This window comes from Paenibacillus sinensis, assembly GCF_019904155.1.
Taxonomy (GTDB): domain Bacteria; phylum Bacillota; class Bacilli; order Paenibacillales; family Paenibacillaceae; genus Paenibacillus_AQ; species Paenibacillus_AQ sinensis.
This window is the reverse complement of sequence record NZ_JAHCMB010000026.1, coordinates 1-26,959: the sequence shown is the minus strand read 5'-3', so window position 1 is coordinate 26,959 and position 26,959 is coordinate 1. Positions and strand designations below refer to the sequence as shown.

At 56.7% G+C, this 26,959-nt stretch carries 25 protein-coding genes; 10 read left to right on the top strand and 15 right to left on the bottom strand.

Annotated elements, in window-relative coordinates:
• Nucleotides 1–88: 88 nt before the first annotated feature.
• The 5 genes from KIH86_RS01940 to KIH86_RS01920 all read right to left on the bottom strand — a co-directional run bounded on the left by KIH86_RS01940 (nucleotide 89) and on the right by KIH86_RS01920 (nucleotide 6,791).
• The gene (locus tag KIH86_RS01940; protein WP_223084802.1) at nucleotides 89–1,093 is read right to left on the bottom strand and encodes an acetyl-CoA carboxylase carboxyltransferase subunit alpha; all 1,005 of its coding nucleotides are present in this window, start codon (nucleotides 1,091–1,093) and stop codon (nucleotides 89–91) included.
• Nucleotides 1,094–1,987 (bottom strand): acetyl-CoA carboxylase, carboxyltransferase subunit beta, encoded by an 894-nt coding sequence (accD, locus tag KIH86_RS01935; protein ID WP_223084804.1) that lies wholly within the window; start codon nucleotides 1,985–1,987, stop codon nucleotides 1,094–1,096. It abuts the gene before it with no gap.
• A gap of 84 nt (nucleotides 1,988–2,071) precedes the next feature.
• Entirely contained in the window at nucleotides 2,072–2,260 is a 189-nt protein-coding gene (locus KIH86_RS01930) for a glutamate decarboxylase (RefSeq protein WP_223086035.1), read from the bottom strand.
• Nucleotides 2,261–2,407: 147 nt separating this feature from the next.
• Nucleotides 2,408–2,914 (bottom strand): phosphatidylglycerophosphatase A family protein, encoded by a 507-nt coding sequence (locus KIH86_RS01925; protein WP_223084805.1) that lies wholly within the window; start codon nucleotides 2,912–2,914, stop codon nucleotides 2,408–2,410.
• A gap of 211 nt (nucleotides 2,915–3,125) precedes the next feature.
• Complete coding sequence (locus KIH86_RS01920) at nucleotides 3,126–6,791, bottom strand: DNA polymerase III subunit alpha (protein ID WP_223084811.1); 3,666 nt, start codon at nucleotides 6,789–6,791, stop codon at nucleotides 3,126–3,128.
• 136 nt (nucleotides 6,792–6,927) lie between these two features.
• Here KIH86_RS01920 and KIH86_RS01915 point away from each other — a divergent pair, with 136 nt between their 5' ends.
• Together KIH86_RS01915 and KIH86_RS01910 are read left to right on the top strand one after the other, a co-directional pair.
• Nucleotides 6,928–7,251: a YtrH family sporulation protein gene (locus tag KIH86_RS01915; protein WP_223084813.1), complete on the top strand. Its 324-nt coding sequence runs from the start codon at nucleotides 6,928–6,930 to the stop codon at nucleotides 7,249–7,251.
• Nucleotides 7,252–7,255: 4 nt separating this feature from the next.
• Nucleotides 7,256–7,756, top strand: a complete 501-nt coding sequence (locus tag KIH86_RS01910; protein ID WP_223084815.1) for a hypothetical protein — start codon at nucleotides 7,256–7,258, stop codon at nucleotides 7,754–7,756.
• Between the two features lie 136 nt (nucleotides 7,757–7,892).
• On the opposite strand, the gene KIH86_RS01905 is transcribed toward KIH86_RS01910, so the two are convergent.
• From KIH86_RS01905 to KIH86_RS01875, 7 genes are all read right to left on the bottom strand, one after another.
• Nucleotides 7,893–9,203: a glycosyltransferase family 2 protein gene (locus KIH86_RS01905; RefSeq protein ID WP_223084817.1), complete on the bottom strand. Its 1,311-nt coding sequence runs from the start codon at nucleotides 9,201–9,203 to the stop codon at nucleotides 7,893–7,895.
• Nucleotides 9,204–9,265: 62 nt separating this feature from the next.
• On the bottom strand, nucleotides 9,266–10,807 hold the full coding sequence (locus KIH86_RS01900) for a polysaccharide biosynthesis C-terminal domain-containing protein (RefSeq protein ID WP_223084818.1): 1,542 nt from the start codon (nucleotides 10,805–10,807) through the stop codon (nucleotides 9,266–9,268).
• The gene (locus KIH86_RS01895; protein WP_223084819.1) at nucleotides 10,797–11,957 is read right to left on the bottom strand and encodes a polysaccharide pyruvyl transferase family protein; all 1,161 of its coding nucleotides are present in this window, start codon (nucleotides 11,955–11,957) and stop codon (nucleotides 10,797–10,799) included. The genes KIH86_RS01900 and KIH86_RS01895 overlap by 11 nt, the downstream gene beginning before the upstream one ends.
• A gap of 480 nt (nucleotides 11,958–12,437) precedes the next feature.
• Complete coding sequence (locus KIH86_RS01890) at nucleotides 12,438–13,772, bottom strand: DRTGG domain-containing protein (RefSeq protein ID WP_223084824.1); 1,335 nt, start codon at nucleotides 13,770–13,772, stop codon at nucleotides 12,438–12,440.
• A gap of 106 nt (nucleotides 13,773–13,878) precedes the next feature.
• A complete protein-coding gene (locus KIH86_RS01885) occupies nucleotides 13,879–14,751 on the bottom strand; it encodes a leucine-rich repeat domain-containing protein (RefSeq protein ID WP_223084826.1) in 873 nt (290 codons plus the stop codon).
• 107 nt (nucleotides 14,752–14,858) lie between these two features.
• The gene (locus KIH86_RS01880; RefSeq protein WP_223084827.1) at nucleotides 14,859–15,203 is read right to left on the bottom strand and encodes a hypothetical protein; all 345 of its coding nucleotides are present in this window, start codon (nucleotides 15,201–15,203) and stop codon (nucleotides 14,859–14,861) included.
• 305 nt (nucleotides 15,204–15,508) lie between these two features.
• Nucleotides 15,509–15,793, bottom strand: coding sequence for a hypothetical protein (locus KIH86_RS01875; RefSeq protein WP_316503262.1), 285 nt, complete (start codon nucleotides 15,791–15,793; stop codon nucleotides 15,509–15,511).
• A gap of 211 nt (nucleotides 15,794–16,004) precedes the next feature.
• Between KIH86_RS01875 and KIH86_RS01870 the strand changes: the two genes are divergently transcribed.
• Nucleotides 16,005–16,586 (top strand): LURP-one-related/scramblase family protein, encoded by a 582-nt coding sequence (locus KIH86_RS01870; protein WP_223084829.1) that lies wholly within the window; start codon nucleotides 16,005–16,007, stop codon nucleotides 16,584–16,586.
• 199 nt (nucleotides 16,587–16,785) lie between these two features.
• On the opposite strand, the gene KIH86_RS01865 is transcribed toward KIH86_RS01870, so the two are convergent.
• Nucleotides 16,786–17,130, bottom strand: a complete 345-nt coding sequence (locus KIH86_RS01865) for a YlbF family regulator (protein WP_223084831.1) — start codon at nucleotides 17,128–17,130, stop codon at nucleotides 16,786–16,788.
• 149 nt (nucleotides 17,131–17,279) lie between these two features.
• On the opposite strand from KIH86_RS01865, the gene KIH86_RS01860 reads away from it, so the two are divergent.
• The 5 genes from KIH86_RS01860 to KIH86_RS01840 are packed head-to-tail and all read left to right on the top strand — an operon-like array spanning nucleotide 17,280 to nucleotide 23,502.
• Nucleotides 17,280–18,647: a YheC/YheD family endospore coat-associated protein gene (locus KIH86_RS01860; RefSeq protein ID WP_223084832.1), complete on the top strand. Its 1,368-nt coding sequence runs from the start codon at nucleotides 17,280–17,282 to the stop codon at nucleotides 18,645–18,647.
• 10 nt (nucleotides 18,648–18,657) lie between these two features.
• Nucleotides 18,658–19,803 carry a YheC/YheD family endospore coat-associated protein gene (locus KIH86_RS01855; protein WP_223084834.1) on the top strand — a complete coding sequence of 382 codons (1,146 nt, stop codon included), beginning with the start codon at nucleotides 18,658–18,660 and terminating at the stop codon, nucleotides 19,801–19,803.
• A 30-nt stretch (nucleotides 19,804–19,833) separates the two neighbouring features.
• On the top strand, nucleotides 19,834–21,207 hold the full coding sequence (locus KIH86_RS01850) for a YheC/YheD family endospore coat-associated protein (protein WP_223084839.1): 1,374 nt from the start codon (nucleotides 19,834–19,836) through the stop codon (nucleotides 21,205–21,207).
• Complete coding sequence (locus KIH86_RS01845; RefSeq protein ID WP_235775219.1) at nucleotides 21,204–22,319, top strand: YheC/YheD family endospore coat-associated protein; 1,116 nt, start codon at nucleotides 21,204–21,206, stop codon at nucleotides 22,317–22,319. Before KIH86_RS01850 ends, KIH86_RS01845 begins: the two co-directional genes overlap by 4 nt.
• Nucleotides 22,320–22,371: 52 nt before the next feature.
• Complete coding sequence (locus tag KIH86_RS01840) at nucleotides 22,372–23,502, top strand: YheC/YheD family endospore coat-associated protein (RefSeq protein WP_223084841.1); 1,131 nt, start codon at nucleotides 22,372–22,374, stop codon at nucleotides 23,500–23,502.
• A 153-nt stretch (nucleotides 23,503–23,655) separates the two neighbouring features.
• On the opposite strand, the gene KIH86_RS01835 is transcribed toward KIH86_RS01840, so the two are convergent.
• Entirely contained in the window at nucleotides 23,656–24,363 is a 708-nt protein-coding gene (locus KIH86_RS01835) for an HAD family hydrolase (RefSeq protein ID WP_223084842.1), read from the bottom strand.
• A gap of 217 nt (nucleotides 24,364–24,580) precedes the next feature.
• Between KIH86_RS01835 and KIH86_RS01830 the strand changes: the two genes are divergently transcribed.
• On the top strand, nucleotides 24,581–25,747 hold the full coding sequence (locus KIH86_RS01830; RefSeq protein WP_223084850.1) for a YhgE/Pip domain-containing protein: 1,167 nt from the start codon (nucleotides 24,581–24,583) through the stop codon (nucleotides 25,745–25,747).
• A gap of 117 nt (nucleotides 25,748–25,864) precedes the next feature.
• Complete coding sequence (locus KIH86_RS01825) at nucleotides 25,865–26,380, top strand: PadR family transcriptional regulator (RefSeq protein WP_223084852.1); 516 nt, start codon at nucleotides 25,865–25,867, stop codon at nucleotides 26,378–26,380.
• 100 nt (nucleotides 26,381–26,480) lie between these two features.
• On the opposite strand, the gene KIH86_RS01820 is transcribed toward KIH86_RS01825, so the two are convergent.
• Complete coding sequence (locus tag KIH86_RS01820; RefSeq protein WP_223084854.1) at nucleotides 26,481–26,738, bottom strand: AbrB/MazE/SpoVT family DNA-binding domain-containing protein; 258 nt, start codon at nucleotides 26,736–26,738, stop codon at nucleotides 26,481–26,483.
• Between the last annotated feature and the right edge of the window lie 221 nt (nucleotides 26,739–26,959).

The following is a 26,959-nucleotide window of genomic DNA, read 5'->3' as shown; positions in this document are numbered from 1 at the left end:
CACGCTCCACAGGAAAAGACCCCGAACCGGTTCGGGGTCTTCTGGTATTATTGGTGTCAGTATGACGGGCATGCCCTCTTGGGCAGGGTTATTCCGGACTGAGCGCCGGCTCCTCCGTAAATGTCTCCTCGGGCAGCTGAGTCTCCTGGAACTCGCCAATCTTCCGGAATTTCCGGTAGCGGTCCTCCCTCAGCTCGTCCGCGTCCAGAACGGCAAGCTCGCGCAGATGTCGCAGAAGGGCCTCCTTGATGACGGCGGCCGTCTCCTCGTAATCGCGGTGAGCCCCGCCCTTCGGCTCGGGAATCATTTCCTCCACCACTTCCATCCGCAGCAGATCGGACGCGGTAATCTTCATTGCTTCCGCCGCCTGATCGGCTTTGGACGCATCCTTCCAGAGAATGGAGGCCGCGCCGTTCGGCGAGATGGCGGAATAGATGGCGTGCTCCAGCATCAGCACCCGGTTGCCTACAGCCATGGCCAGCGCCCCGCCGCTGCCGCCTTCGCCGATCACGACGCAGACCACGGGAACGCCGAGCGCGGACATTTCAAGCAGATTGCGGGCAATCGCTTCCGACTGCCCCCGCTCCTCGGCCGTATTGCCGGGATAGGCGCCTTTCGTATCGACAAAGGTGACGATCGGACGCTTGAACTTGTCCGCCTGCCGCATAAGACGAAGCGCCTTGCGGAAGCCCTCGGGATGGGGGCTGCCGAAGAAGCGGGCAATGTTGTCCTTCGTATCCTTGCCGCGCTGCTGGCCGATTACGGTGACCGGCACGCCGTCAAGCTTCCCGATGCCGCCTACAACGGCCAGGTCGTCGCCGAACAGGCGGTCGCCGTGCAGCTCGATGAAATCGGTGAAGATAAGCTCGATAAGATCAAGCGAAGTCGGACGGCTGTGATGCCGGGCCAGATGCATCTTCTGGGACGGCGAAATATTGGAATAAATCTCCTCTTCCAGCAGCCGGTAACGCTCTTCGAGACGGGCGATTTCATCGGCGAAATCAATCCCTTTCTCTTCCCCGAACTGCTTCAGCTCTTCGATTTTTTTGCGCATTTCAACGAGAGGTTTTTCAAAAGGCAAGTCCCCCGCCATCTAAAATCCCCCTTTCCCGTCATGCAGCTCCAGCAGTTTGCCGAGCATGGAGCGCATCTCCTTGCGGTGCACGACCAGATCGAGCTGGCCATGTTGCAGATTGAATTCAGCCGTCTGGAAGTCGTCCGGCAGCTTCTGCCGGATCGTCTGTTCGATGACGATGCGTCCCGCGAAGCCGAAGACGGCCCCCGGCTCCGCGATATTGATGTCGCCCAGCGAAGCGAAGCTGGCCGACACGCCGCCCGTCGTCGGGTCCGTAATGACGGATATGTACAATCCGCCCGACTCCCCGAAACGGGCCAGCGCCGCGCTGGTCTTCGCCATCTGCATCAGGCTCAGGATGCTCTCCTGCATACGGGCGCCGCCCGATGCGGAGAATATGATCAGCGGCAGACGTCTCTCAGTTGCCTCTTCGACGGCGCGGGTAATCTTCTCCCCGACCACCGAGCCCATGCTGCCCGTAAAAAATTCAAAGTTCATAACAGCGACAATAACCGGCCGTCCGGTTATACTTCCTTGTCCGGTAACTACGCCTTCCAATTGGCCTGTCTTGAGCTGCTGCTGCTCAAGCTTCGTGGCGTATCCCGGAAACTGCAGCGGGTCCACCGGGGCAAGCCCCGCATCGAACTCGATAAAGCTGCCCGGGTCCAGCGTCATGGTGATCCGTTCCACAGCGTTCAGCCGCAAATGATGGCCGCATGCCGGACATACCTTGAGATTCTTCTCCAGTTCCTTGCTATACTGGATCGAGCCGCATTTGGGACATTTGCTCATCAGCCCCTCGGGAATTTCCCGTTTTGGCCGTTCTCCCTCCGCTGGCGCATCCTTCTGCTCCTGAAGCGGAGAAGGTACCGTCGCGTATTTCCGTTTTTTCTGAAACAAATCTTTGAACAAGAGCGCACCTCTTCAGCCGTTTATTTTGCATTATGCAGCGTTCACGCTGTCATGACTGCTCTAATGATGTCTGTAATCTCTGGTTTAGGGATGCAAAATCAGGTTAAGCACTTCCTGCACTTCTTCAAGCTCGCGGGAAGGCACCAGAATCTCGAACTGCTGCTTGGACATATTGATGGGACGACTTTTCACCAGGAAGCCCTCTTCCGTTAGCTTGCTCTTAATCATATCCGCTACTTTCGCGGTAGGCGCGATGTAAATAACCGTCCACATGTCCTTTAACGAGGCCTCCCTCATCTCGAATCCAAAGCCGTATCCCGTATAATGGAACCATGATAACATAGTTTTCTTTTTTCCTGCAACAAAGGAGAAAGCAGTCAGCCGCTTTCAGGGACCGTGATGCGGTCCCATGCTTCATCCTCAAGACCCGGCAGCGTCCGGGGAAACGATGTATACATTCGCTCCTTCATGCCGGTGCGCAATCCGGGCCGAAGCCGCAGCGGCGATGCCTGCTACGAGATCGTCCAGAAAAACATGGACGGCATCCGCTCTGCCATTTAACATTCCGATAACACCGGGTTTCGTTTTGTCCAGATAACCAAATCCCGTCAGTCCGATCATACCGTACACGCCCGTAATACCAAGTGCCAGCGTCTCGTCGGCGCCATATAGCGATTCGTCGGCCTCCATGATCGCCTGCAAAGGCTGGGGCAGCAGCTTCTTCTCCGCCAGCTCGTCGAGGGCAATGCCCGTCATAAGCGTGTACTGCACCTCTCTTTTGCCGAGAACAGCTATTACACTTGCTTCACACTCCTCCAGTGCCAGGTCCGGATAGTAAGCCGACTGCAGCGTATGCACGATCCCGGAGATCGCCTCTATAGTTACGCCCCTGCGCTCCAGCATGCTCACTGCCAACTCATAAGACATAACGACACCCCTTTCCGCAAGGATAAACGCCTTACGGCGTCCATTGACGCCAGGCGTTTACCGCGAAATCGAAGATTCGTGTCAAGCGCTCTGCGCTAACCGTCTTGTATTTCGTGTAAAGCCTGTAGTTTCCTAAATGTATGCGGGAAAGGGGAGAAACGTTCTTGGTAATTGATGGTCGGAAGTCGCTTTGTGGATTTATGCAAACAGCTCATTTCATTCGAAGCGTGCCAGGCCCCAGCAGCGCTTCGATGCGGCCCGCAAGCTCAGGCGACGGCTCGATCCGATAGCTGTCATTGAGCGCGATCAGCCGCTGGCCGCGCTCATAGAACAGCAGCGTCGGCACGCCGCCGGGCGCGCTCTGCAGCAGCTCCTGCAGCTGCTGCAGCAGGCCGCCGTCCTCCGCGGCGGCCGTAATCTTGATGAAGGCGCGCCGGCCCCCGGCATCGCGCGCCGGCTCCGCCGGGCCCGCGTCCTCCGCGCGGGCCTGCGGCGCCTCCGTCCGCGGCGCTGCCGCGCGGACGGCTCCTGCGGCGGACGGCGATGCCCCACCCGTCCGCCCGGCTCCCGCCGGTGCGCCTGCGCGCGGCGCACCGGCGGCGGGGCCGCCCTGGCCGCGGCTCTGCGGCCGGGAGCCGAGGGCTGCGCGCCGCTGCAGCAGGGCGTGCAGCGTGTCCTGGGCCAGCGGCGCGATCTCGTCGGCCAGCAGCTTGAAGCCCTCGTCCTGCTGCTGCACCTTCGCGCGCAGGGCGAGGAGCGCTCCCTTCTCGACATAGGAGCGGCTCCGCTTCCACACCTCGGGGAACATCACAACCTCGCAGCGCTCGATCTGGTCCTCCCATTCGACAAAAGCCATCGCCTTGCCGGCTTTTGTCATAATTTCCTTGACGGAGACGACCATGCCTGCGGTCACCGCCTGGCTCTCATCCTCCACCTCGTCCAGGTCCATCAGGCGCTGGACGCCGGGCTCAGACAGCAGCTGCTCGTAGTCGTCCAGCGGATGGCCGGACAGATAGAGGCCGAGCAGCTCGCGCTCCAGCTCCAGCTGCTGGCCAACCGTGAACTTCGGAATATCGGGATAGCGGATATCCCAGTTCGGCATCTCCACGAGATCATCGAACAACTGGATTTGCAGCTCCTCCCGCTCCTTGCGCCACTTGGCCGCGGCATCCGTCGTCTCGTCCAGCATGGCTAGCAGCTGGGCCCTGTGGCCGGGTAGACTGTCGAAAGCGCCCGCCTGGATCAGCGACTCGACGACCCGCTTGTTGCACAGCCGGAGGTCCACCCGGCGGCAGAAATCGAGCAGGCTGTCAAAGGGCCGCTCCTGCCTTGCTTCCAGAATACTGTCGACGGCGAGAGTACCGACATTCTTGATCGCGGCAAGGCCGAACCGGATATGCCCGGCTCCGCCGGATTCTCCGTGAACCGGCGTGAAGAGCACGCCGCTCTCGTTCACATCGGGAGGCAGCACACCGATGCCCATCCGGCGGCATTCCAGCACATACTCCGCCACCTTGCGGTGGACGCCCATGACGGCCGTCAGCATGGAGGCCATGAACTGGACGGGGTAATGGGTCTTCAGATAGGCCGTCTGGAAGGCCAGCACGCCGTAAGCGGCGGCATGAGCTCTCGGGAAGCCGTAGTCGGCGAAGCGGACGATCATGTCATAGACCGCGTTCGCGTCCTCTTCCCTGTAGCCCATCTTCAGGCTGCCCTGGACGAAGTGGGCCCGCTCGCGGTCCAGTGTCTCCCGTTTCTTCTTCGACACGGCACGGCGCAGCAGGTCCGCTTCTCCGAGTGAGAAGCCCGCCATCAGCGAAGCGATCTGCATGATCTGCTCCTGGTAGACAATGATGCCATAGGTGTCGGACAGGATCGGGATGAGATCGGGATGGGGATAATCCACTTCCGTAAGCCCGTGCTTGCTCTGAATATATTTGGGAATAAACTCCATTGGTCCCGGCCGGTACAGCGCCAGCACGGAGATAATGTCTTCAAATACGGTCGGACGGAGCTCCTTCAGCACGCGGCGCATGCCCGCCGACTCCAGCTGGAACACACCGGTCGTCTCGCCATGTCCCAGCATGGCGTAGGTCGCTTCGTCATTGTCCGGAATAGTCCGGAAATCCGGCATGCTGCCGGTCATCTCGAGGGTCCACTTCATCGTCCGCTCGATAATCGACAGTGTCCGAAGACCCAGGAAGTCCATCTTCAGCAGTCCGACGCTCTCCAGATTCTCCATGGAATATTGGGTCAGCGAAGTGCCTTCGCTCCCCTCCTGGAGCGGAACGGCATCGGTGAGCGGCCCGCGTGAAATGACAACGCCTGCGGCATGTGTCGAAGCGTGTCTGGGCATGCCCTCCACCTTCATCGCCATCCGCAGAAGATCGCGGGTCCGCGGGTTCCCGTCGTACAGCGCCTTAAGATCGGGGCTTGTATCAAGTGCCCGCGAGATGCTGATGCCGAGCGTGCCCGGAATGAGCTTAGCAGCCTTGTCGACTTCGCCGTAAGGCAGATTCAGCGCCCGTCCCACATCGCGGACAGCGGCCCTGGCGGCCAGCGTTCCGAAAGTGATAATCTGCGCGACATGCTCCTCGCCGTATTTGCGGGAGACATAGGATATCACCTCGTCCCGGCGCTCGTCGCTGAAGTCGATATCGATATCGGGCATCGTAATCCGCTCCGGGTTCAGAAAGCGCTCGAAGAGCAGGTTGTATTTCAGCGGGTCAACATCCGTGATATGCAGACAGTAAGCCGTGAGACTGCCCGCCGAAGAGCCTCTTCCGGGGCCTGTGGCGATACCCTCCCGCCGGCAGAAGGCGATGAAATCCCAGACAATCAGGAAGTAATCGGAGAAGCCCATGCTCTCGATAACGCCGAGCTCATACCCCAGCCGCTCGGCAGCGGCAGCTTTCTTCTCACTGTTCTCCCAGTCGGGTGTATTCGCATAGCGCTCTTCAAGGCCCGCCTCGCACAGCTGTCTCAGGTAGCCGGCTGCGTCCAGCCCCTCCGGAATTGGCGAGAACTCGGGGAGAATATGCCGCCCGAACTCCAGCTCCAGATTGCACTTGTCCGCTATGGCGGCCGTGTTCTCGATGGCCTGGGGCACATGCGGGAACAGAGCCTCCATCTCCTCTGCGCTCTTTAGATACAGCTGATCCGTTCCGATGCGGAAGCGTTCCTCATCGTCCACCGTTTTGCCTGTGCCAATGCAGATCAGCACGTCCTGAACCTCCGCATCCTCCCGGGTCAAATAATGCGCATCGTTCGTAACCGTCAGGGAAATGCCTGTATCCTCGGCCAGCGCGATTAGCTTCGGATTGACCCGCTTCTGCTCGGGAATGCCGTGGTCCTGAAGCTCCAGATAGAAGTCCTCGCCGAAAATCTCCTTGTACCGGAGCGCTGCCTGCTTCGCCTCCGCATCCCGCCCGTGAAGCAGATGCTGGGGAATTTCGCCGCCGAGGCAGGCGCTGAGGCAGATCAGTCCTTCCGAATGGGCCGCAAGGGCTTCCATGTCGATTCTCGGCTTATAGTGATAGCCTTCCAGATGTCCGATTGATACAAGCCGCATCAGATTGCGATATCCCTCTTCATTCTTCGCCAGCAGAATCAGGTGATATATCGGCTGGTCCTTCCGGCTGCCCCGCTCCCGGCGGGAGCCCGCCGTCAGATATACCTCGCAGCCGATGATCGGCTTGATTCCGTGCTCGCGGCATGCTTTATAGAAAGGGATCGCCCCGTACATAACGCCGTGATCGGTCAGCGCCAGCGCCTTCATCCCGTACTCGCCGGCCCGGCGAGCCAGATCGCCGATTCGCGCAGCTCCGTCCAATAAACTGTATTCGCTGTGCACATGCAGATGCACGAAAGGGCTCATGATCCCACTTCCTTTTTCGTTAAAGTCCATAACTCCATTTTATCATATTGAAGGGGCCAAGGCCCATAGAATGAAGGAAGAGCACCGGGACAGGCGTGGGATAGGGATACCTGCGTCCCCAGACAAGGAGGACTTTATGAACATCTTCTTAAGCAAGGCCGTCCTCGATTTCTTCATCGCCTTCGGCATCGTGGTGGGCGGTTCGATTCTGGGAGGCATCGGGGCCGTCGTGTCGCTGCAGCCTCCGACGCTTACGATGCTTGATGTGGCCGACCGGATCAAAATCTGGGCGCTGGCCGCCGCTGTCGGCGGAACCATCGACCCCATGCGGGTCATCGAGAGCAATATGCTTGGGGGCAATCTGTCGCCGGCGATCAAGCAGATTCTGTATCTGGTCTTCGCTTTCCTAGGAGCGCATATGGGCAGCGAGCTCGTCAAATGGGTTTGCGGCAGGGGGTAGCGCCATGAGAGTTCCGCCCTTCCGGCAGTTCCGCCGTTTCTCCCAGCTGTCGGCGGTCTTTGTTCTCGGCATGGTCATCGGCTGCGGAGTGTACAATGCGGTATACCATATCGGCTTCAACACGCTGTGGCTGGAGAATCAGGATCTGCACGACCAATTAGAGCAGTATGAGAAAGATATCCAGACACTGAAAAAGTACAAAGACAGCTCATCCGTAATCAAGGAAATCCGAATCCGGGCAGAAAGTACAGGAACCAAAGAGAATTCCGGCCTCAACTCCGCGACCGTCAAGGATATACTCCGGAACATGAGCGCGGATCTTGAGCCGATGCGGGGACGGAGCGTCTATGAGATCGACGAAGACAGCAAGATGGCCCGCCTGCTGCTCAGCGGTAAAATATACATCGTGCGTGACAAAGAATACAGCGTCAAGATCCGCACCATGCTCGTCGTGGAAGGTGTCCTGCAGATTTGGGTGGAAATCGCGCCGCATACCCGGCTGTGAAGCATTCGGTCCGCGGATCAGCGGCTCCCGATTCCGGAATAAAGTTGCTCATCATTACGGCCAGCCTCTCAGCACAACGGACCCCTTCTCTGCACCTGGCAGATCGGGGGTCCGCTTAAGAGGTCTTTCCTTAGACCTATCTTCCAATTAATTTGCGCACAAGCGGAAAGCGGAGAATCTGCTTCTTCATGAGCCGGCCCCGGAATTCCTGCTTGATCTTGCCGTAAATGTCGGGACAATTGCTGCGCGTCCATGCGTACATATACGTATAATCATCCGTCGTCTTGGCGGAATTACGCAAATAATAAACGATTGTGTCATATGCTGTATTGTTGAACCAGCCGGTCATTTCGGAGCTGCGGTAGCTGTACCGGTCGACAGCCAGGTTGCGGATCATGCGCTTCTCCTCGAGATTCCGCACCAGGAAGTCGCGTGTCAGATTGAAGGTGATATTATTGCCGTGTATCCGGTATACGCCAGCCGTCGAATCGATGAAGCCCGCGTCGCCCACCAGCAAGGAGCGCAAATAAATCGACGCGTCATTGACCATGTTCATTTGAAAAATGTCCATATCCAGCAGCGCTTCCCGCCGGAAGATCGTCGTCAGAGTCGAGGCCGGCTTCCCGTAGCCCGGACGCTCGAAATTGAGAAAATATGAACGCCGGTCGGTCACCTCGGCAAGGCCGATCTCCTGCAGCTGCAGGCGGCCGCTGGCCGAATATTCCAGAAAGACGTTGGCGGCTACAAAGCTCAGGCCAGGCACTCTCTTGTGAAAAGCAACCGCCCTGCTGAAATAACCGGGGTCGATCAAATAATCGTCATCATCCAGGAACAGGATGTATTCGCCGTCTCCATGGGCGGTAAAAGCCTCCAGCCGGTTCGCTCCCGGTCCGCGGTTGCTCTTGTTGCGCATATAGATGACCCGGCTCTCTCCCCCGAAGGCCTCTTCCATCATCTCATCGGTGCCGTCAGTGGAGGCGTCGTCGATGACCGTAACCTCTTTATGGGGATAATCCTGGGCCAGAATGCTCTCGATCGCCTGGCGCAGAAAGGCTTTGCGGTTGTAGGTCGTAATGATGACGCTGACCTTGGAAGCGGCCTCACCGTCCGGCAGACCGCCGTCCGCCGGAACGGGTGTCAGGCTGCTCCTCAGATCGGCCAGCCGCCCCTCAAGGATCTGCGCTTCATCCGATTCCCCCAGCCCGAATCTCCGGTCGAGATAGAACCGGAGCACCTCCGGAGCGTCTCTGCCGTCAGCCTGACGGGCGACGACCTTCGCCAGAGCCGTCATTTCTTCTTGCACGCCGGACTGCTCGTCACCGATCAGCGCTTGAAGCCGCGCGTTCCAGTCCCGCTTGCCCGGCTGTCCCGCCGCCTCTCCGGCTTCGCGTGCCGCGCCGGTCAGGAATTGGCGGCAGGCCTGCATCCGTTCCACTCGTTGCTCCATAATTACCCCTCCTGATGACGTATGTTGCGACTGCGAATCCGGCTCTAAGCCAGCCGCTCATTTTATCCGCTGACTTTGACCTTGCCGGGAACGAATTTGGCTCTGACCTTGAGGCCGATGTCCTTGAAGAGACCAAGCCCGTACAGGAATACCTCGCGTTCCAGAATGGAGGACACGGCGAGATAGACCGGAAGGATGATCACTCCGAGCACGATTGCCCCCAGAATAATCGATACGTATGAATTAAACTGATAATCGACGAAGTGATACAGATACACGATGCCGGCGAACACAGCGATATTGGTCAGCCATCTGCGGAACGTCTTCCACGGGCTGCGCTCCATAAGTCTACGGTTGGCGTATAGAATAATGTCCGCGGACCGGTAGAGCAGCGCGGCCACCGTCCCGAGCAGCACGCCGTAGAGCCCCATGAACTGCACCAGTATCAGCGACGCGCCCAGATTGATGCCTGATTCGAGCAGCGAGCGGCCCAGCGTATTTTTGAAATGGCCGGCGATATTGATCACATTGTTCGCAGAGGAGCGCGCATTGATCAGCAGCTTCTGGACAACGAACAGGATCGGCAGCCAGTACAGAACATAATCCACATCGTTGACGCCCGTCGTGTACAGGGTGATGAACGGCAGAATCAGAATATAGGTTACGGTCAGCAGCGAGAAGACGAACGCCATAAAGTACAGCTCATAGGCGTCATACAGCTTGATGAACCTGGATTTGCCCTCATGATAGCTCTGCCCCAGCACGAACCGGAAGCTTGTATTCACGGTGTTGACGATGTTGTCGATGATCGTGAACACCATATTGTACATAACGTACACGCTGACGATTTTCAGATTGGTGAAGAAGGTCAGCACAATCACATCCGTGTTGCGGAAAATCATATAGCTCAGCTCGTGGACAAGCACGAAATTCTTCTGGTTGATCGCTTCCAGATTGGGCTTCTGGTTGAAATCGAGCCAGTGGTAGTGCTTCTTCTTATAGATGTGGAACACCACCATCTGCAGCAGCGTCACCGCGAAGAACGACGCCTGCACGAGCACGATGTCCACGCTCTGCAGCAGCAATATGATGCGCACGAGACTGTTGATGATGTTGCCTATTGTCACCACGGAGGTATCCACATAGCTCTTGCCCTCCGCCAGCAGATACACTCTGAATTTGCCCTGGAAGTAATAGTTGATCGCCCCGCCGAGGCCGTTGAACAGCACGATCGCCATGACCTGCCATGCGGCGAGATCCGACTTGACTGCGAACGGGTAGATCGCCGCGATGCCGATGACGGAAATCAGGTAGTAGAAGCCGGTCTTCCGGTAATACATGGCTGTGGCGGACAGAATGGAATTAATGCCGCCCCGGTCGCTCTGCGCAATCGGCTTGTACAGTGCCTGAAGCGAAGCCGAGCCGACGCCTGCCTCAAGAAGCGCCAGGTAGGCGATAATCTGGACAACCGACGAGACGAGACCGTTCGCCTCCGACCCGTAATTGACCATGATCAGTCTGGGGATAAAAATGCTGAGGACAATCGTGATGATTTGACTTCCCAGGCCGAAGACCAGGTTGAGAATGCTCCGTTTAGCTTTCATGGCCCCTCCTTGCAAGCATGCCCGGATTCAGGGCCGAAGTGACCTCTGCCACGTCCTGGCTTCTTCCCAAGTATTTGTCCAGCTCCAGGAAGTGCTTCTCCGCCTGGGCGGCCAGTACCGATACATTAAGCCTGTTTGTCTCCTGACTGCGGACAACCGTCTCGGGCTCGAGAGACGCAATCGACTTCAAGTCGGCATAAGCGCCTTCAAAGCTGGCGTCTTTCATCACATTGATCGTCTTGCTGCTGTAAGCAATCGGAAAGACCGGCTTGCCGAATACCCACCCGAGAATCATCGCATGGAACCGCGTCGCTACAATCATGCCCGATGAGGCGAGCAGAGAAATGGCGTCCTCGAGGTTCGTCCGGTAGAAGAACATCTCCGTCCGGCTGTGGAAGGTATCCGGGATCATGGCATAGATACTCCGGACCGCCTCCTCGTCTCCCTCATACTCGCAGAACGACATCAGCGAGACGTCATAGCCTTCCAGAATGAAGGCGACCGCGATATCCCTGATTTTCTCGTAATAAATGGTGTCCAAATCCTTCAGGTTCTCCCGCTCTGAAGGCTTGATTACGGAAATGACGACCGATTCGCCTCCGGCGGTATCGGGCTTGGGATGCTGGAAGACAATATCCGGCGCCAGCCTTACATTCCCAAGATCACGGAACAGCTCGTAGGAATACTCATCACGGAAGCAAACATCCGTATAGCCGGAGAAGAGTTCCCGGTGCTTCTCGTAGAACACCTCATCCCGGTAAGGACCGAAGTTCGCGCCCATCACGAAATAAGGCTTGGCTGGATCGAAAATCTGCTGCTTCCAATTGTAATCGCGCACCCAGTTCTTGCCCTGCATGAAGACGGAACCGCCGATCTGCACAACGCCGTCGCAGCGCCTCGCGAGCCTCTGCAGCAGCAGCTTCTGCACCTCGATGCTCTTGAAGCTCTTCAGGAGCTTGCGGGCGCCCCGCACCCAGACCGATTCGATCGGATAGATGCTGAGATTGGGCAGTGATCCGAGACAAGTTCTGTACTCGCCCATTGCGGGCAGAACAAAATGGGTATCGGGATATCTCTCGCATAGCAGCTTGACGAAGAGGTCGTCTCCGAGATTCAGCTTCGTATAAGCGTTGATCATTAACCGTTTCATTTCTTCATCCCTTCCGCTGGTAATGGGGCCGTTCCTTACTTTTTCGAAACGGAAGAATGCATAAGTCTGGCGCTCATCATTGTCTTCCATTTCTCGGTAAACGCCCGGCGTCATGGGACGCCGCAAGCCGTTTATCCTTGGGTAGCCGAAGTCGGCAAAAGAATAGGCTCTGCTACAAGAAAAAGGGAGAGCTGACAGGAAATTTTCTGAAAACCGCTCTTGCTTTGTTCCAATTCTAAATAATCGATTTTACGTTTGCAATAATAACGCCGGAAATGTCAACTTTCGCACCAATGCCGCCCTCCCAGAAGATCATGCCGTGTAATCCTTAAGAGGGGGTATGGATATACGAAGGTGTAAGATACTATTTTCCCAGTATTTACCTGATGACAATTGGCTCCCGGACGCAAAAATAGCGCGCCGCATCTTCATAAAGATGCTGGCGCGCTATAGCATAGTAAGCGGTGTGGGACTCGCGGCTTACCCGTGATCGATCGATTGCAGCATCATGACCGCCTTGGCAACCAGACTGTCATGGTGGCTGATTTCGATTTCCAGCTTGCAGGTCCGGCGGCTGCTCTCCAGCAGCCTCGGCGTAATAATCACAGAGTCCTCGATCTGAACCGGACGGACAAAATACGTGGACATATTGTCCAGCACATAATCCCTTCCCGTCAATTCCTTGGCCGCCTTAATGGCGGAATGCATCATCAGCGTCGAAATCACGCCCTCCGAAATGGTGCCGAGATCGCTGGCCATCTGGGGCGTGATGAAGCCATGAAAGAAGAGCCGTCCCTCTTCATCCCGGTCTTCGGCGAAGCCGTTCCAGATGAGATGGTCGAACGTCTCGCCCATCTGGGGCTGATTGCGGACATCCCGGAGGCTCTGCAGAACCTCCTTGCGGGTAACCGTGCCGACCAGCTTGCGGTTGCGGTCGATGATGGGCAGAAAGTCGATGCCCTCCCACATCATGATCTGGGCCGCCGACGCAAGCGAAGTCTGCAGCGCTGCCGTTACCGGGCCGCGGATCATCATCTTCTCGATGGCCTGATCCTCCGGCAGGTCTTCCACGTCCCGGCGGCCGACAATTCCGATGACCCGGTTCCACTCGTCGGTGACCGGGAAGCGCTGCTCGCCGCTCTCTTTGGACAGCCGGAGCAGTTCTCCCACGGTGCTCGTCACTTTCAAGGTGCTGATGCGCGGCTTGTGTTCGACGATATCCTCGACCAGCATGATTTTCTTCTTGATCAGGCGGTCAAAGATCGCCCGGTTGATCATATAGGCCACAGTAAACGTATCGTGCCGCGACGAAATAACCGGCAGATCCAGCTTGTCTGCAAGCTCCTTGACCTCGCGGCTTGAGCCGAAGCCGCCGGTGACGAGCACGCCCGCTCCCTGCTCCAGCGCGAGCGAATGCACGTCGTCGCGATTGCCCACGATCAGCAGACTGTCGGCGTCGATATAGCGGATCATGGCGTCGATCTTCATCGCCCCGATCACATATTTATGTAATGGCTTGTCCAACCCCCCGGCTCCGCCGAGTACATGGCCTTCGACAATATCAACCACATCGCCGAACGTCAGCTGTTCCGAAATGCCTCTGGGCTTCTTCTCAACCCGTACGGTCCCGATGCGCTCCTTGGTAATGACAATGCCCAGATTCTCCGCTTCCTTGACCGCACGGTAAGCGGTGCCTTCACTGACCGCCATCTCCTTGGCCAGCTTCCGGACCGAGATCTTGGTGCCGATCTTTAATTGCTCGATATGCTGCAGCAGCTGCTCGTGCTTGGTGACTGTATCGCCTTGTCCTTCCAACTGTTACACCTCCGTATGCCGATCTGTACTATTCTGTATTCATTATACACGGCGATACGGTTACGCAAAAGCGGATTATTCGGGCAGTGGCATAATGGTGAAGGAGCTAATCATCACCGACCTTTTTCAGAATTGCGTCATCAACCGGGGAGAAATCCTCCACCGGGTTCCCTTCCAGATACAGGGATTTAAGAGCCGCAACATGGTGAAGAGGCGAAATGTCTCTGATTTCGTTATGATCCAGCATAAGCACGCTCAATGAGGTAAGCGCCTTTAACGGTTCGACGGAGGTAATTCCGCTAGAGGATGCTGACAGCCACTCCAACTGCTTCACATCTTCGACATGAGTCCAGTCTTCAAGCGGATTATAACCGATCCCGAGAATCTTTAATGACGTTAACCCGGACAACGGCGGGATATTCCGAATCTTGTTCTTATCCAGGATCAGCGTATTCAATGAATGCAGCCCCGAGACAGGCTCCATATCTTCGATCTGATTGTCCGAGGAGGATAAGGCAGCAAGATGCCCCAAGCCTCTGAGCGGCCCGAGATCGGTTACCCGGTTCCGGTCAATAGTAAGCTTGGTCAGCCCTTCCAATCCGCCCAGTGGTGTCAAATCCCGAATCAGGTTATTGCCTGCATATAATTCCTGGAGCTGCGTCAGATGCTTCAGTCCATCCAACGAGGAAATACGATTGTCGGAGAGATTCAGGATTTTCAGCGAATTCAGCATATCGAGATCATCTGTCCGGGAAAGCGATTTCCCGCTTAGATCCAACTTATCAATCCGTTTGAGCTCCGATAGCTTAATGCGTTCGTCAGGTCCCAGAGCTAAAATAGCACGCACCGCATCTTCAACAGCGGGTTCCTTAAAAACGGCCTCGTTGTCCTGGGTTCCGCTCTTCCAAAAGATCAGCCATCCGGCTGCCAGCAGAACGACCAATATAGCCAATGTGAGTATAGTATGTTTAATTCGCATTTCGGTGGCACCTCACTTATTTGGTAAAAAGACAGGAGCCTCAGCCTCTTGTTCAAAGAAACTGAAGCTCTGCCCTTTACAGGATAATAATTGATACAGGTTAATAATCAATAATAAGTATAGTTATAGGTTGTAACCTTATATCTCGTGTATGTTAGCGGTCCCCCTGTAGCTGCCGTGTACGACACGCTGGTTCCGGTCAATTGATAGCTTTGATTAAAAGTTATGGTTTTATAGGTATACTCAATTTGAGCCATATCCTCCCAATCGAAAAAGCCTACTTTTTGCTGCAGCTGTCTGGTACTGCTAAGCACTGTTTCGGAATATGACATTGGCGTCACCAGTGAAGACTCAGGGCTATCGCCAACACTTGCATTTTCAGCAGAAGCAGCTGATACGGGTAACAGCAGAACACCGATTAATAAAAACGGCACAGCAACTCTTCCAATCATACCTTCATCTCCTAAAATTTGTTAGTTTGAGTATAACATACACCCAAACTAGAATAATGAGATTTATTGTCATATATTTGAATAATATGGGTCTTTTGATCGACACAACCATGATCCTTGCACCATACCCAGCATATGGCTCATAAATGATAGAATGGATCCCAGCGAAGCGATCCGGCACTGTTCTTGTTTCCACACGCAAAATGACCTACAAGAGGGGCACTTATTCCAAGCGTCCTTCTTATAGGTCATGAATTCCGCAGCAGCATACAGTCGGCTTGTTGCTTTGAATCGAGCCCCGAATCTTACGATTTCTGCCCCACCCGTCCCTGCTTGTGCAGCTTCTCCTCCCACCGGGCGAGCTTCGCCTTCCGGACCGCTTCAAGCTGCTTGGACTTCTCCTCATCCACCCCGATGATGAAATGCAGATGCGCCGCAATTACCAGGAACGCATAAGCCGCCCAAATCAACCCGAACCAGAACACCGGAGCCGGACCGTCCACCCTCAACCGCGGCAGCTCGTACAGCAGCATAGCCAGCGCCAGCAGCATATACAGGGAATGCTTCCATTTGTTTCTCGTTCTCATCATTGATGATCCTCTCCTTCGGCTAAGTCTGTATTCTACTCTATGAGCCAAGCAGTGAAATTATGAGAGCAAGATATGAAAGTCATATAACCCCCCAGGGAACAACGGGAGGCAAGGTTCAGTGAATGCTCAGGCTGTGGAAAATGGTATGGAATGATATCCGGAAAATATGAGAAAATAGCCCTGCTTCATACATAGGGAAGGAGAACTGGGAATGAATCAGGAGTTCAACCACCAAGAATACGTCATCCGTAGAAAAATGCTGTCGGTTCTGGGTGCAAAAGTACATATTTACGATGGGGACGGCCAGCTGGTCCTGTATTCGCAGATGAAGGCATTCAAACTGAAGGAAGAGATCATGCTGTATGAGGACGAGAGCATGCGAAGCGAGCTGCTGCGGATTAAAGTCCGCAAGATCATCGACCTGTCCGCCACCTATGATGTGACAGACGGCGCAACCGGCGAGAGGATCGGCGCGCTCCGCCGCAGGGGGCTGAAGTCCATTCTGAAGGATGAATGGATCATTCTGGGACCGGATGACGGAGAACGCGGAACGATCAAGGAGGAGAACGCGTTCCTCGCCATAATACGGCGGATCATCCCCTATCTTCCGCAGAGCTATCTCGCGGAAATAGATGACCAGGAGGCAGCAGCCTTCAGACGGAGCCCGAACCCGTTCCTGTCCAAGGTCAGGATCGATTTTGCCCAGGATACCCGCGAACGGCTGGACCGCAGGCTCGGTATCGCCGCCGGTCTCCTCCTCTGCCTTATCGAAGGCAGGCAGGATACCGCATGATCTAAGAAACAGATGATTGTGAAACGGGGCTGTCTCAACAGTGTTCGCGCTGGCCGGGAACAACCTAAAAATGACCTCAAAATCCACACTGAAGTGGAGGATGAGGTCATTTTTTAATAGCCGGATTCCCATACAAGCTGGGGGATGAGAACTTGTTCAACGGCAATGCCAACTCTTGGGGACGGTATATGATGTCGTCCTATACTTCCGCGCCGTACAAATGCTCCAGGCTGCCGGAGATGATCTTGTTCACGTCCTCGATCACGACACTGAGGCGCCGTTCGGCTTCGAACAGCCGGCGGATGCTTAGATTCATATTCAACACCTCGAAGAGCTTCTCCATCTTCTCCATCTCCTCCTGTGCCGGCATTTCTCCGGCCAGCATCCGCGCCTGAAGCTCCTGCTGGCTGCTGCGGAAATTGCTCAGCATCTCCTTGCTCTGCGGATCAGACTCCACGATCGCCATCGCCGACGAAATATCGGCAACCTCGCTGCTCTCCTTGATCGCCTTGGCCAGCTCATGGGCCTTGTCATATACGTTCATGCTTCGTTCCTCCTTCAGAATGTAGTGAATCCGGGTCATTCGATACAGGGCCAATCACCAAGGAGGGCTGCTCTCCATATGATGAATGATATGTAGACCCCAGGTGTCAATCAGCCGGCATCATGCTGCCTACCGGAAGGAGATCCACGATGTCAAAGCTTAAGATCCCGGTCCAAACGGTGCAATCCGGCATTCTGCAGGAGAACGCCGTCATGCTGGGCGACCGGCTAATCAAAAAACTCAAAATACCGGCCCATGGGCCGCTTCTGCTGGCGTACGGTTCATTCCGCCAGGAGGTTACGGTCATTCCGGTGCCCAAATCCGATAGCCTGCGCGTCAGCGATGCTCTGGCCCGCCGGACCGGCTGGTCGGGACGGCGCCTGCTGAACGCCTCCTTCAGTTCAAAAAGCCGCACCTTGCGTCTGGGTCCGCTTATCGGTGTGCTCGTCAGCCGCGAGAATCCGGACCGTCCCGACCGGCTGTTCGGCTCGATCACCCAGTTCTGTCTGGAGCTCACGAACGCCTGTCAGGCGCAGGGAGCGTTCGTCTACTTCTTTACCCCGGGGGCGCTCGAAGGAGCGAACTCGACCATATCCGGCTGGGTGTACGACGGCGGTTGGAAAAAACTCAGACTGCCGGTGGCTGACGTCGTCAACAACAGACTCACGACGCGCAAGGCGGAGAATAAAACAAGCGTACAGCATTTTTTGTCGGAAGTAAAATCGCGTTACGGGACTCATTTCTTCAATGAGAAGTTTCTCGACAAGAATGAAGTGTTCGACGCGCTGCGGAAGGACCCTTCCATTCAGCGGTATTTGCCGGAATCGCATCTGCTTAGCGGATACGCCATACTGCAGAAGATGTGCGCCCGTTATCCGGTCGTCTTCCTGAAGCCCGTCCGCGGCAGCCTCGGCAAAGGCATCCTCCGCATATCGAGGGATGAAGGAGGCGGATACAAGCTGCACTCGGCAACGCCGCTTGGAACGCGGAAGGTGAGCTATCCCAGCCTCAACAAGCTGTTCCAGGCGATATCCCCGAAGCTGAAGACGGCCCGCTTCCAGATTCAACAAGGGCTTCCCCTTATGGAATCCGGACGCCGGCCCGTCGATTTTCGGGCACTCGTACAGAAGAACGGTACGGGCAAATGGAGCGTAACCTCCATTGTCGCCCGCACCGCGGGGAACCACCACTTCGTCTCCAATCTCGCCCGGGGCGGCAGCCTCAGCACAGTACGCGAGGCGGTGGGCAAGAGCTCCCTTCCGCCGGGCGCGAAGGAGAATGCGAATGTCCAGCTGCCCCGCGCAGCTCTGGCTGTCGCCAAAAGCGTCGAAGCCAATATCCCAGCCCACTTCGGCGAGCTTGGCATCGATCTTGGACTGGACCAGTCCGGCCGGATCTGGCTGCTTGAAGTCAATTCCAAGCCGTCGAAGAATGACAACACGCCGCTCAGCGGCGTGAAGATAAGACCCTCCGTCAAGCAGATGGTTCAATACTGCCGCTACCTGGCCGGTCTTTAAGGAGGACGCCATGCCTGTGACCGAACTCGGCCTCTTTGGCATTTTGACCGGACCGGGAAGCCCGGAAGCTCCCGTCGCTGAACCCGCCTTCTGTGAAGCGCTGCTGCGGGCTGCTCCCGCTTACGGCCTGCGGGCCGTAGTCTTCACACCGGAAGGAGTATCGCCGGACGGCCGCACGATAGCCGGCTTCCGGCGGACCGCCGGCGCCTGGGTGCCGGCGGAGGAGCGTGCGCCGGATGTCATCTATAACCGCATATTCGCGAGCAAACCGGCACAAAGACGTGAAGCCGCCCAGGCGCTTCGGGCGCTTGGGCGCAGCTCCGACTGGTCGCGCGGGCTTCCGGACAAATGGACCGTATACCGGAAGCTCCGTCTTCACCCGGAAGCCGCGCAGCTCCTGCCCGAGACGAGGCGGTATAACGGACGCCTCGGGCTGTCGCTCATGCTGGCCCGCTACAAAGACGGTGTCTTCCTGAAACCCCGGGCGGGCATGCAGGGCAGGTTCACCATGCATGCCGCAACTTCCGGCTCACAGCCCGGAAGTCTTCTCATCAGAGCCCGGGACGGGGAGAACCGCCAACTGCTGCTCCGCTTCACGGACGAAGACAGGGGGCTCGCCTGGGCGGAGCGGTTCATCGGCTCCAAACGCTTCATCATGCAGCCGTATCTTCAGCTCAACACATGCCGGGGAGAGCCATTCGACATCCGGGTGCTGGTGCAGAAGAACGGCCAGGGACGGTGGGAGCTGACCGGTATGGCGGCCCGCCTCGGCCCGGGCGGGTCGCTTACCTCGAATCTCCACGGAGGAGGAACCGCAGAGGAAGCAGCGGCGGTTCTTCGGGAACAGTTCGGCGCCAAGGCGGAAGATATTGTGCGGGAGCTTGAGCGGACGGCCGCTCTTCTTCCACCGCTATTGGAAGCCTCATGCGGAAGGCTGGGCGAGCTGGGACTGGATTTCGGCATCGACCCGGACGGAAGAATCTGGATGCTCGAAGCCAACTCCAAGCCGGGCCGATCGGTCTTCAAGCTTACGGGTGACCGTGAGGCCGCGAGGCGCTCGGTTGAGAATCCGCTGGCTTACGCGCGCTACCTTCTGCTTACACGAAGCCGTTCCCCCCGTCTCTTGCGGAGCGGGGCGCTGCAATCGGAAGATTGAAACCTAAGGTGCTTAAGGAGGATTCTATAAATGGGTCTCACATACTGCAATGTCCATTTCACCAAGCAGCCCGAACGGGTCGTATACGTCTCGAGCTCGCTGATGAAAAGCCTGAAGCTGACCGGCAAGAGGAATATCCGGGTGCGGCTCGGCAAAGACGCCATCCCGGCGGTGATCAAACCAATCAAACGCGCAGGGAAGCATCTATTCCTGGCGTCGGGCGTCCAGCACGCCATTAAGGTTCCGAAATCGGGGGGTGTCTATCTTCGGGGCTCCCAGAACGACGAGGTGCAGCTCGGCCCGCTGGTGGGCGTGCTGTCCGACGGTCCCGGCTCCCCAGGCAGTCCGTTCGGCTCCCGCTCCGGCTTCATCAAGCAGCTGCTGCGCGAGGGCAGCGGCATGTGCTATATTTTCGCCTTCACGCCGAAGGACATCAATTGGCAGCAGGAGCGCGTGAACGGATACTTCTTGACGGGCTCCGGCAAATTCGAGCGCAAAACCGTCCCTCTTCCCGACGTCGTATACAACCGTCTGCCCAGCCGGCGCGCGGAGACGTCACCGGCCATCAACCAGCTCCGGGAGCGGTTCATCCGCAAGAGAATTCCGTTCTTCAACTGGAGTTTCTTCAACAAATCCGATATATACCGTCTGCTTGAGAACGATAGCTTCGCCAGCCGGTTCGTGCCCGAAACCCACAGCAGCCCGCCACCCGAAATGATTCGCGATATGCTGGATCGTCATCATTTCGTCTACTACAAGCCGTCAGCGGGCAGCCTCGGCCATGGAATCTACCGGCTCACCTACTTGCCCAAGCGAGGCTATTTCGCCCGGTATCGCCGGAACGGCAAAAATGTGCTGCTGCGCTTCGGCACCTTCGACAGCCTGATGAGGCTGCTGCAATCCAGACACGGGAGGGGCCTGCAGAGCTATGTCGTACAGCAGGGCATCCGCCTGATCGAAATCGACGGCTGCCCCATAGATTTCCGGTTCCACATGCACAAGAACGGCAACAACCAGTGGGTTGTCGTCGGCATCGGCGCCAAGAAGGCGGGGCGCGGCAGCGTCACAACCCATCTCAAGAACGGCGGATCGCTGATGACGCCGCAGCAGGCGCTCGGCCGCGTATTCGGAGCCAGAGCAGACGATGTGCTGCTGCAAGCCAAGCAGACGGCCATCCGGCTGGCGGAGTCGCTTGAAGTCCAGCATCGGCATTTGCTGGGCGAAATCGGCTTCGATCTCGGCATCGATCAGGAGGAGAACATCTGGATGTTCGAAGCGAACGCCAAGCCTGGGCGCTCCATCTTCCGCCATCCATCCCTCCGCGCCGAGGGCAAGGCGTCGATCCAGCATATTCTGGAGCACTGCCTGTACCTTAGCAAGTTCCGCAGGAGGGATGATATGTGAACACGCGGATGAATGACGGAAAGCCTGTCGTGGCGATCCTGACGGTCGGCGATAAGACCCGCCTGTTCCGGGGCAACCACAAAAATTTCCGTGACATTATCCGGACCGGCAACGATATGGGATACCTCGCCTATGTGGTGACTGTCCGCGACCTGAAGCTGGGCCGTCCGACGATCAGCGGCTATGTTCCGGGACCGGGCAAGACATGGATCGCGGCGGAGCTTCCTTCGCCTAATGTGATCTACAACCGAATCCCGGCCCGGGAGGATGAAGTGAAGCCGGCTGTCGCCCACAAAATCGCCGAATGTCTGGAATATCCGGGCATTCGGCTGTATAATCCTTACTTCTTCAATAAATGGAATCTGTTCGAATGGCTCAAAGAGTCGCGGGCAGCCTTTCGCCATGTGCCGGCGACCAAGCGCTTAAGAAGCGCCCGTTCACTTTCGGTAATGCTGAAGAATCATCATGGCCTCTATTTAAAACCGGAGAGCGGCAAAGCCGGCAAGGGTATTATGCGGATCAGATTTAGCGAAGAAAGCCCGCTTCCCTATCGTCTGCAAATCCAGAGCGAGAAGAGGAGCGCGACCTACAAGTCCGGTTCCATGGACCGGCTCTGGGCCCGCATTGTGAGAGAAGCGGGAAGAACGCACTATATCGTCCAGGAGATGATTGAGCTGGCGACCTACAAGGGCCGCCCCTTCGATCTGCGCGTGCTTCTGCAAAAGAACGGGAGAGGAGGCTGGGGAGTCACCGGCATCGGTGCCAGATTGGCGGGCGCCCGCAGCATTACCACGCATGTTCCCCGCGGCGGCTCGGTCGAGAACCCGTCGAGCATGCTGGAAGCGATGTTCGGTCCGGAGAAGGCCTCCACGATCCTGAAGAACGCCGCTACCGCCACCCTCTTGATCGCCCGCCAGATCGAACGGTCCTCCGGCTATACGCTCGGGGAAATGTCGATGGATCTCGGTGTCGACCATAAGGGCGGGCTGTGGTTTTTCGAAGCCAACTCCCGCCCGATGAAGTTCGACGAGCCGGAAATCCGCAAGCTTTCGCTGGAGCGGATCTTTCAGTACAGCCAGTATCTGGTCCGGCAATCCGCCGGCTCCCGCTAGAGCTTGAAGGAAGACCAAGATCGCCAAAACCAATGCAAGAAGGTGAATGTCCTTGTCCCAACCCGTCTTAGGCATTCTTACCCTGTACTTGAACAACGCCAGGCAGCTTGAAGAGAGACCGGTATACCGCAAAATGATTATTGAAGGCCGGAAGCTCGGCCTCGACGTCTTCGTCTTTACGCCCGCCGATGTCGACAACCGCGGCCAGCGGGTTCTTGCGCTCATATTCGATCCGGGTACGGGCCGTTGGAGCCGGAAATGGCGTCCGTTCCCCGACATGATCTACGACCGCTGCCGCATTCAGCGCAGCGCACGGTTTCAGCAGCTGTTGGAGTTCCGTTCCAAGTACAGCCATCTCACCTTTCTTAACCGCCCGCTCCGGAACAAGTGGACGATCCACCAGACCTTCTTCCAGAAGTCGCGCTTCCGGCCTCATCTCCCGGACACACTGCTGTATCGGTCATCCGCCGATCTCCGCCGTATGCTGAAGGAGAATCCGGTGCTCTACATCAAACCGATCAACGGGACCGGCGGCAGAGGCATTCTCCGCATCGAGCGGCTGAAACACCCGGCGGGCCGCTTCGATCTGCAGGGCCGGCGGCAGAACCGGCGGATCATCCCGCCGCGCAAGGTTGCGCTGCGGGAGCTGGATTCGATCGTCCGGAGCTGGTGTCTCGGAGGCCGGTTCCTGATCCAGCAGGGCATTCCGCTCCGCCTGCCGGGCGGCCGGGTGCATGATTACCGGATGCTGGTCCAGAAGAACGGCGAGGGGAAATGGGAGCTGACCGGCATTGCTGGCCGGGTAGGCGCCCGCCGGAGCGTGACATCCAACCTGCATGGCGGAGGCCATGCGGCGAGAGCCGAGACGCTGCTGAAGGAGTGGCTGGGCAGCAGAGACAAAGCGGCCCAGACGATCCAGAGCGCCGGGAGGCTCGGCCTGGACGCCGCAGCCTATCTGGAAGAGTGCTTCGGCGCGCTATGCGAGCTGGCGCTCGATCTGGCCATCGACCGGGAAGGCCGGATCTATATCCTGGAGGTCAATCCGAAGCCTGCCCGCGAGGTGTTCTTCCAGGCCGGCGAATCGGATACGTACCGCAAGGCGCTGCGGCGGCCGCTGGAATACGCCCTCTGGATGTACCGCACCAAGGTCATTCCTCCGCCAAAGAAACCGGCGGAAGAATAACCGCTTCCGCCCTCGTCAGCATGCAGGAAGCCTTCTTCCCCAGCATCGTAATAACGGCAGCAGGCCGCTTCCCTCCAGCCTTTCGGCTGGCGGAAGCGGCCTGCTGCCGCGATGTGGACGATTGCTCCTCGTCCCTGGCTGATTAGGCTGCGCCTACTCCGCGTTGTCGTACAGTCCGACCAGCTCATCGAAAGAGCTGATGATGACGTCCGATCCCTTCAGCTCTTCGTCGCGTCCGAAGCCCGCATAGCCGCAGCCGATGACGGTCTGTCCGTTCTCCTTGCCGGCCTGAACATCCGATGAGCGGTCGCCCACCATCCATGCCTTCCCGATTTCATAATGGTCCAACAGAAGGCGCAGCAGCTGTACCTTGGTCGAGGTTCCCTGCCCCCCGGCACTGTACAAGCCCTCGAAGACATCCTGCAGCTGGTGTACCGTCACGATACTGTGGATATAATCCTCAAGCCCGTTGCTGCACACAAAGAGGCGCAGCCCCCGCTCCTTCAGCTCCCGGAGCGTCTCCGGCACGGCGGGATACAGTGTGGAGGTCCCCGCCTTAAGCCCCTCGATTTCCAGCTTCAGCAGAATGTCGTCCGCCCTGCGGTGGACCGATTCATCAACATCCGGCAGCACGCTCTTCCAAATTTCGGACAGCAGCTGGCCGAGACCGCTCAATATCCGTTCTTCAGGCGGCGTCGGTCCGGTATACAGCCCCTCTTCTCTCAAAGTATCGAACATTTTGTGATAGGCCGGCAGCAGCAGGCTTTCCGTCTGGAACAGCGTGCCGTCCATATCAAAGATTATCGCTTCGGGCTTCGCCAGCCTGATCCGTGCATTTCGTTGTTCGGTATCCGTGTTCATAGGTCATTTTCCTCCCGTGATGTCGCGGGAATTCATCAAGCTTCCCGTCCCTGTCCTTATACACGCCCTATCATAATGAAAACCTCCAGCAATGTCCATCATGGCGCCGAACCAGAAGCGGATTTTGTCATACAAAAGCCCTTTGCCAATCATGTATCACTCTGTTATATTTATAATCGATATATGACAGTATGATATATAAATTGGAGGTAAACCAATGACCCGAACTATTCTTTTGTTCCTGAAGCATCCGCTAACCCTGGTCGGAATCATCACCGCCATCTTGTTTCAAGTCTTTTTCAGCACGATCTGGATTACAGGCTATGATCATGTAACCGATCGCGTGAACAAGCTGCCGGTTGCCATTGTGAATGAAGACGGGGCGGCCGCAAAGCCGATCGCGGACGGAATCGCCGCTTCCCTGACCTTTGAAACCCGCTATCCGATGACTCTGACAGCCGCCAGGGAGGCGCTGGAGAACCGTCAAGTCCGCATGATCATCGTTGTTCCCAAAGGCTTCTCCGGCTCGCTTGCCGATTCTGCCTCGCATCCCTCCATCACCTACTACATCAACGCCTCCAATCCGCAGATGGTCTCGAGCGCCATGGGAACCGCAGCCGGTAAAATCACGGCTTCCCTGAACGAACATGTTAATGAAGCCATGCTGGACAGTCTAGTCAAATCCCTGAGCCTTCCGGAGCAGCCGGCCGGCATCCTGAAGAACAGCATTGCCGGACGTATCTCGTCCGATGTAGTAACCCTGCATCCCGTCGACAATTTCGCCAAGCTTATGGTCCCGCTCATGTTCGTAACTGCCTCCTTCACCGGAGCTATGATGCTTGCGATGAATCTCGCGAAAGCTTCCGCCAGCCTGGCCGCGAAGAGCGGCAAGTGGCCGAGACTGGCTGCACGCTTTGTCATTACCGTGGGAACAGCGGCTCTCGTATCGCTTACCGGCGCGGGCATGACATACGGCCTCGGCATTTCAGCCGAAAGAGGGCTTCTGACACTCTGGGCGTTCGAATTCGTCGTCATCCTCGCCTGCATGTTCGTTGCCCAGCTGTCACTGTTCCTCCTTGGCGATATCGGCGCCTGGGTGAATATCGCCCTGCTGTCCATCCAGATGCTCTCCTCGGGGGCCACAATTCCCCGGGATGTGCTGTCCCCCTTCTATAATTCAATCGGCACGGTCTTTCCGGCTTACTATGCCGTGGACGGCATCATGAATCTTGTCATCGGCGGTCCCGGACTTGGCCGGGATTACATCGGTCTTGCACTCATCGGCGGGGCCGCCGCGGTGCTGTGCATCCTGCTGACTGGCCTGCGCCGGGAGCGCGAAGCCAAGCCTCACCCCTCGGCCGAATCCGCTGCAAACATCTCCTGAGACAAGCGGAGGAAGGCCGGTTCGCTTCCATATGAATGCCTTGCCTTTTGCCCGGGGTACAGGTTATGGTATGTTAATATCTAAGAAGAAACAGGCAGAAAAGGGGCGGCAGCATTCATGAACACACAGGATGTCATACTTGGTCTGCTTTGCAAGGAGCCGCGTTCCGGCTATGATATCAAGCAGCACTTCGAGCAATACTTCTCTTTTTTCTTCGATGCGAGCTATGGAACCATCTACCCTACACTAACCAAGATGGAAGGCCTCGGACTGATCACCAAGGAATCAATCCGACAGGAGGGCAAGCCGGACAAAAATTTATTCACGGTTACGGAGAAGGGGAAAGAGCATTTCAAGGAATATTTGGAGAAGGCGGCCGAACCGGAACTGCTCCGTTCCGACTTTCTGATGCATCTCTATTTCGGGGATATGGCGGACCCGGAGGCGATGAACGGCATCATCCGCAGCGCGCTTGAGGAGAAGAAGCGGATGTATGACGACCTTGAAGCCAAGTACCGGCAGCTCGGCTCTGTCCTCGGTCCCTATCAGAAGCTGTGCATGGAGCTTGGGCTTGTGCAGTACAAAGCGTTCATCGTCAAGCTTGAGGAGGTGCTGGAGCGATCCGGCTCCTGAAGCAAATAACGGCAGGCGGCGCTCCTTGCGGAGACAGCCGGCCTGCCGTTATCGTTAGTTACTATTAAATGGTCTTAATGGTCGAAACCGGCTAACGGAATTAGCCCTGTCTATTAAAGCTCTCGAGCAGTTCGTCCAGAATGTCTCTGCTGACCATTTTACCCTTAAAGTTGATCAGGTTCTCCGAGCTTCCGGAGAAAATGCAGGTTGGTTCATATTTTCTGAGAATGATCTTCTCGCCGTCGACAAAAATTTCAAGCGGATCCTTGATGTCGATCCCCATGGTACGGCGCAGTTCGATCGGAATAACGATGCGTCCCAGTTCGTCTACTTTTCTCACAATTCCTGTTGCCTTCATCCCAAGTATCCTCCTCGATTTCACGCTATATATAAGCTTTAACAATCCACTAACACAGCTATTTCAAAACATTAAAAAATTGTTACTTTCTAACTTGCATTGTAAAGTGTTACTTCTTTCCTGTCAAATCAAATTTCTACATCTTTTGATACTAATCGACAAAATACTTCATATATATAGAATTTTCGACATAGAAGCGTTTTCGAGAAGATTTTCGTTTG